Raw genomic sequence first — 6,331 nt, 5'->3', positions numbered from 1 at the left:
CGTTCACCGCCATGGCGAATAAATCCACCCACTCCATCACGCTCAATGGATCCTTGTTATAGGAGGACTCGCTATTTAATTTGCGCAGTAACGAGGGAGCACGACGCCTTAACTTGAGGCCACCTGACAAAATGCCCTCGGTTTTGCAGCCGCGGGTGACACAATCCTTCATCACCTGCCAAAGCTTGCGCAACCCAGCAATAATCTCCTCTTCACTGCGGTTCACTTTTTCGTTAGCCATCATCAAGCTGCTGATAGACATGCCGTTTTCACGACACAGCTGCAACAGCTCGTCACCGCTATGGAAGGGAAACGGCACCGGTTTGGAGCTCGACTCCGCAACAGCACTGGCCTTGGTGTCGGCAAACTCCTCCGCCTTGACGATAAAGCCGCCACCGATGGAATAGTAGGACTGCTCATGCAACAGCTGACCGCCCTCGAAGGCGCGGCAGGTCATGCCGTTGCTGTGCAGCGGCAGCGTTTTGCGGCGATGAAACACGACGGCGCCGCTGCGCGGAAAGGCCGCCGGATGGCTCTGGTTGAGCAGTATTTCCTGGCTGGACTCGACCCGCTCCAGAAAGCCCGGGATCATGTCCACATCAACCGTTTCCGGGTCGAAACCGCCCAGGCCCAGGATCACCGCCTTGCCCGTGCCGTGACCGATACCGGTCTGGCCCAGAGAGCCGAATAATTCGACTTCAACCCGGCTGACCCGGGTCAGAATGTCCTGCTTTGTCATGGCTTCTACAAAGTCATGCGCCGCCCGCATCGGCCCCACGGTATGGGAAGAGGAAGGACCGATACCAATACTGAACATATCGAAAACGCTGATCATGGCAGACTCCAAAACAAACTTAGGTTACAAAATATAACCGGGGTGAACAGGGCTCAAGGTTGAGCGAAATCAACACCAGGCCATCTCGCTCAACTATTATTGAATGATTGTAAGATTATTTGAAAGATAACCCAACAACATTTTAACAACAGCAAGAATGGTCAACAGGGATTTGTGATGGGGATCGCCCGTCAGCGGGCAATCTGTCGAGCAAACTGATGAATAACGGCGGCGGTAATGCCCCAAATCCAGACCCCATGCCAACGAATGAACACTACCCGGTGCCAACGGCCCTTGCGACGCAGGGTAAACTGGTGGTGATGGCGCAAGTCCAGCACATAGTCCAGCGGCACCCGATACAACTCTTCTACCTCCGCCGGATTAAGCACGAACTCCGGCTGGCCGTCGATCACCCCGACGAAGGGCGTCAATGCAAAACCCGATATGGTGTGCTGGGCCCGCAGCCGTGCCAATTGGCGGCAGCGCTCCGGCGCCAGCCCGATTTCTTCAAAGCTTTCACGCAGTGCCGTGTGCCACAGGCTGGGGTCTGTGCTGTCGGCCCGCCCCCCGGGAAAGCTGACCTGCCCCGGATGCTGGCGCAAATGACGGCTGCGCCGGGTCAGCACCAGCTCCAGCCCTCGCTCGGCCTGCAACAGCGGCACCAGCACCGCCGCCGGATAGGCGTGATCCGGCAGGTACGGATCCGCCTGGGGTGGCAACAGGTTGATGCGGGTTTCCAGCTCGTCCAACGTCATAACGCTTCCAGTACCGGCAGTATCTTGCCCAACTTGTCGAACAGCTCCTGATATTCCGCCGCCGCCTGTGAGTCGGCCACCACGCCGCCCCCGGCCCAGCAATAAAGCCGGTTCTGCTCGGCCAGCAGGGTACGGATGGTAATGCTGGTGTCCATGCGGCCGTGGGCGCTGAGATAACCGATGCTGCCGCAATAGCCGTGACGGCGGTGTGGCTCCAGCTCTTCGATGATCTCCATGGCCCGCACCTTGGGGGCGCCGGTGATGGAGCCGCCGGGAAAGGTCGCCGCCAGCAGCTCGCAACCATCCAGCCCCTCCGCCAGCTCGCCGGTAATGGTCGACACCAGATGATGCACCGCCGGAAACGACTCGATGGCAAACAGCGACGGCACCTTGACCGTGCCCGGCACACAGACCCTCCCGATATCGTTGCGCAGCAGGTCCACTATCATCAGGTTTTCGGCGCGATCCTTCGGCGCATCACTCAGCTCCTGAGCAAGACGCCGGTCTTCGGCTGCGGTGGCGCCTCGGGGTCGGGTGCCCTTGATTGGCTTGGTTTCGACCCGCCGACCGTCCAGGGCGATAAAGCGCTCGGGCGACAGGCTCAGTACCGCACTGTCGGGTAATTGCAGAAAGGCGGAAAAGGGCGCGCGGTTGTGCTCGCTAAGATGACGATAGGCCTGCCAGGCGTCACCGCTGAAACTCGTCTTGAAGCGCAGGGTCAGGTTTATCTGATAACAATCGCCGGCCTGCAGATACTGCTGCACCCGGTTGAAGCTTTCTTCATATTCGGCCGCCGTCTTGTTGGCCTGCCAGGCACCGGTCAGGTGAAAGGGTTCCGGTGTTGACGCCTGCTGCGCCCGCCACCAGGCCAGACGAGACGCCAGTGCCGACTCGTCACCCAGCACCAGCAGATGGGCCAGACTCTGTTCACAGTCGATGACCCAGGCCCAGTCGAAGATACCCACCGCCATGTCCGGGGTGGCCAGCTCGTTGATGGCCAGCGTCGGCAATCGTTCCAGCCGTCGACCAAGATCGTAACAAAACAGGCCCAGGGCCCCGCCGGCAAAGGGCAGATGTTGATAAGACGCCGGCAGCGCCACCTCGCCCAGCAGTTGCTGTTGCCAGTCTTTGAGCAGGGCGAAAGGCGACGCCGTTGAGGTCACGGACTCGTCTTGATGATCGATCACCGTTTCTTCACCGCGGGTCACCAGGGTGGCCAGCGGCTGGGCGCTGATGATGTGAAAGCGGCTATCGATACCCATGGGTGCGGCAGACTCCAGCAGCATGGCCCAGGGCTGTTCGGCGATCGAAGAAAAGAAATCATGCACCGAGCCGGAAAACGGCTGGCTGTGAATGTGCAAAGGCAATTCCATTAATGTAATCCACTCGACAGTTTTGGCATCTCGTCTGGCGCTCAGGCTGGCCAGCCGGGGGCCGCCAAGCGTATCATAGCGGCGATTATAACAATACAGAGCTAACCGATAACCCATGAGGAAGCCATGAGCATTATCAAGAAGCAGGACTTTATCGATTCCGTTGCCGACGCGCTGCAATACATCTCCTACTACCATCCGCTGGACTTCGTTCAGGCGCTGGAAAAAGCCTATCTCAAAGAACAAAGCCAGGCCGCCAAAGATGCCATCGCCCAGATACTGATCAACTCACGCATGGCCGCCGAAGGACATCGCCCCCTGTGCCAGGACACCGGCATCGTCACCTGTTTCGTGAAAATCGGTATGCAGGTGCAGTGGGAGAGCGACATGACGGTGCAGGAAATGGTGGATGAAGGGGTGCGTCGCGCCTACAACAATCCCGATAACCCCCTGCGCGCTTCCATCGTGTCCGACCCCGCCGGTCGCCGCATCAACACCAAAGACAACGCCCCGGCCGTGGTGCACATCGACATGGTGGCCGGTAACGAGGTAGAGGTCGCCATCGCCGCCAAGGGCGGCGGCTCCGAGAACAAGTCCAAGATGGTGATGCTCAACCCGTCCGACGACATCGTCGAATGGGTGCTGAAGACCCTGCCCACCATGGGCGCCGGCTGGTGCCCACCGGGTATGCTCGGCATCGGCATCGGCGGCACCGCCGAAAAGGCCGCCGTGCTGGCCAAGGAATCGCTGATGGATCCGGTCGACATTCACGAGCTTATTGAGCGCGGCGCCGAAACCACCGAAGAAAAACTGCGTCTGGAGATCTTCGAGAAGGCCAACAAGTTAGGCATCGGTGCCCAGGGCCTGGGTGGCCTGACGACCGTAGTGGACATCAAGATCAAGTCTGCCCCCACTCATGCGGCCTCCAAGCCGGTGGTGATGATCCCCAACTGCGCCGCCACCCGCCACGTGCACTTCCATCTGGACGGCTCCGGCCCCGCCGAGCTGACGCCGCCGAAACTGGAAGACTGGCCGGAAGTGACCTGGGAAGTGGGCGAGAACGTGCGCCGGGTCAATCTGGACACCGTGACCCGCGCCGACATTGCCGACTGGAAGATGGGCGAAACCGTATTGCTGTCCGGCAAGCTGCTCACCGGTCGCGACGCCGCCCACAAACGCATTCAGGAAATGCTGAACAACGGCGAAAAACTGCCAGTCGACTTCAAGGATCGCTTCATCTATTACGTGGGTCCGGTTGACGCCATCGGCAACGAAGCGGTCGGCCCCGCCGGCCCCACCACCTCTACCCGCATGGACAAGTTCACCGACATGATGCTGGAGCAGGCCGGTCTGATGGGCATGGTCGGCAAGGCCGAGCGTGGTCCGGCTACCGTCGACTCCATCCAGAAGCACAAGGCCGTCTACCTGATGGCCGTGGGCGGCGCTGCCTACCTGGTGGCCAAGGCGGTGAAGAAGGCCCGGGTACTGGCATTTGAAGATCTGGGAATGGAAGCCATCTACGAATTCGAAGTGGAAGACATGCCGGTCACGGTAGCGGTCGACAGCGAGGGCAACAACGCCCACGTCGCCGGCCCCGCCATCTGGAAAGCCAGAATCGAAGAGCTGGATGCCAAAATGAAAGTCTGAACATTCAGATAATTAACAACAAAGCCCGGCCACGCCGGGCTTTGTTGGTTTCAACCGGTCTCGAAGCCGTGGTGGTGGGCCGGGGCCACGTCTTCTTCGGTGATGCCGCCCACCACGGCGGTGTCGGGGCCTTGCCTCAGCCAGTTCACCAATTGCCTCACTTTAGCGGCCTCGCCTTCGGCGAAGACTTCCACTCGGCCGTCCGGCAGGTTGCGGGCGTAGCCGCGCACGCCCAGTTTTTCCGCCTCGCACTGGGTGTAAAAGCGAAAGCTCACCCCCTGCACTGTGCCGCTGACCCGGATTATTTTTGCGATTTCAGTCATCTTGCTCGCTCCCGTTTGTGTTTTATCCCGTACACCCCTAGAATTATGCCCCTTTTCTTCTTAGCAGCCCAGCCTATGACCACCTCCATTACCCTAATCGCCGGACGTGAAAAGTCCCTTCTGCGCCGTCACCCCTGGGTGTTTTCCCGTGCCGTCGAAAAGGTACAGGGCCAGCCCAATGCCGGTGATACCGTCGAGATCCTGAGCCAGAAAGGCCAGTGGCTCGGCCGGGGCTTCTATTCTCCCCAGTCCCAGATCCGCGCCCGGGTATGGACCTTCGATCAAGAAGAAGCGGTAGACGAGGCCTTCTTTCTGCGTCGCCTGGAGCGGGCCAAGGCCAGCCGCCAGCCGTTGATCAAAGAGCAGGGCCTCACCGGATACCGCCTCTGTGCCGCCGAGTCCGACGGTCTGCCCGGCATCACCATCGATGTGTACGCCGATGTGGTGGTTTGCCAGCTGCTGAGCACCGGTGCCGAACGCTGGCGCACCGCCATCGTCAAGGCGCTGACCACTCTGTATCCGGATACCTGTATCTATGAGCGTTCCGACGTGGCGGTACGCAAGAAAGAAGGCCTGAAAGAGCGCAAGGGTCTGCTGGCCGGTACCCTGCCGGAGCAACCTGTGGTCATCGAAGAAAACGACGGCATACGCATCCTGGTCGACGTGGAGCAGGGTCACAAGACCGGCTTTTATCTGGATCAGCGTGACAACCGCCGCATTGCCGCCCGTTACTGTCAGGACAAGCGGGTACTCAACTGCTTCAGCTACACCGGCGCCTTCGGCGTTTACGCGCTCAAGGGCGGCGCTACCGAGGTGGTGAACGTGGATATGTCCGAGTCGGCGCTGGCGCTGGCAAAGCAGAACGTCGAACTGAACAAGCTGGACCTGAGCCGGGCCCGCTTCGAGCAGGCCGATGTATTCAAGCTGCTGCGCGAATACCGGGATCAGGGCCAGCGTTTCGACGTCATCGTACTGGATCCGCCCAAGTTCGCCGAAAGCAAGGCCCAGCTCAACGGCGCCTGCCGCGGTTATAAAGACATCAATATGCTGGCCTTTCAGCTGCTCAATGCCGGCGGCGTGCTGCTGACCTTCTCCTGCTCCGGTCTGATGACTCAGGACCTGTTCCAGAAGATCGTCGCCGACGCCGCCCTGGACGCAGGCCGCGATGCCCAGATCCTGGAGCGACTGAATCAGGCCGCCGACCACCCCATCGGCACCGCCTACCCGGAAGGCCACTACCTGAAAGGACTGGTGGTACGAGCCTGGTAAAGGCGCCATCACCCTGCTGAATGCAGATAGTGCCAACAGACGACTCTGTAGCATCAAGGAGGGCAAAGAGATCTGCTCAGCCGACCGTCACATGCCATGGATGGCATGTGCGAGCCTACATGGAGGTAT

The 6,331-nt window shown here is 60.1% G+C and carries 6 protein-coding genes; 2 read left to right on the top strand and 4 right to left on the bottom strand.

Translation table 11 applies throughout. The annotated features are described in order from the left end of the window. The 3 genes from UN63_RS02080 to pabB form a co-directional block, all read right to left on the bottom strand. Positions 1-835: serine dehydratase beta chain (locus UN63_RS02080; protein WP_181068146.1), on the bottom strand; the 835-nt coding region annotated here is incomplete at its 3' end. A 191-nt stretch (positions 836-1,026) separates the two neighbouring features. Beyond that, on the bottom strand, positions 1,027-1,590 hold the full coding sequence (locus tag UN63_RS02075) for a CoA pyrophosphatase (RefSeq protein ID WP_104485126.1): 564 nt from the start codon (positions 1,588-1,590) through the stop codon (positions 1,027-1,029). Then, positions 1,587-2,963 (bottom strand): aminodeoxychorismate synthase component I, encoded by a 1,377-nt coding sequence (pabB, locus tag UN63_RS02070; protein WP_104485136.1) that lies wholly within the window; start codon positions 2,961-2,963, stop codon positions 1,587-1,589. Before pabB ends, UN63_RS02075 begins: the two co-directional genes overlap by 4 nt. A gap of 126 nt (positions 2,964-3,089) precedes the next feature. On the opposite strand from pabB, the gene UN63_RS02065 reads away from it, so the two are divergent. After that, the gene (locus UN63_RS02065) at positions 3,090-4,610 is read left to right on the top strand and encodes a fumarate hydratase (protein WP_104485125.1); all 1,521 of its coding nucleotides are present in this window, start codon (positions 3,090-3,092) and stop codon (positions 4,608-4,610) included. Between the two features lie 50 nt (positions 4,611-4,660). Here the strand turns inward: UN63_RS02065 and yccX are convergent, their stop codons facing one another. Continuing rightward, positions 4,661-4,933 carry an acylphosphatase gene (gene yccX, locus UN63_RS02060; protein ID WP_104485124.1) on the bottom strand — a complete coding sequence of 91 codons (273 nt, stop codon included), beginning with the start codon at positions 4,931-4,933 and terminating at the stop codon, positions 4,661-4,663. Positions 4,934-5,008: 75 nt separating this feature from the next. Here yccX and UN63_RS02055 point away from each other — a divergent pair, with 75 nt between their 5' ends. Continuing rightward, positions 5,009-6,202 (top strand): class I SAM-dependent methyltransferase, encoded by a 1,194-nt coding sequence (locus tag UN63_RS02055; RefSeq protein ID WP_104485123.1) that lies wholly within the window; start codon positions 5,009-5,011, stop codon positions 6,200-6,202. The last annotated feature ends 129 nt before the right edge of the window (positions 6,203-6,331 follow it).

The sequence above is a fragment of the Oceanisphaera arctica genome (genome assembly GCF_002936955.1).
Classification (GTDB): Bacteria; Pseudomonadota; Gammaproteobacteria; order Enterobacterales; family Aeromonadaceae; genus Oceanimonas; species Oceanimonas arctica.
The sequence above is the reverse complement of the archived record's forward strand: the minus strand, read 5'-3'. Positions and strand labels throughout refer to the sequence as shown.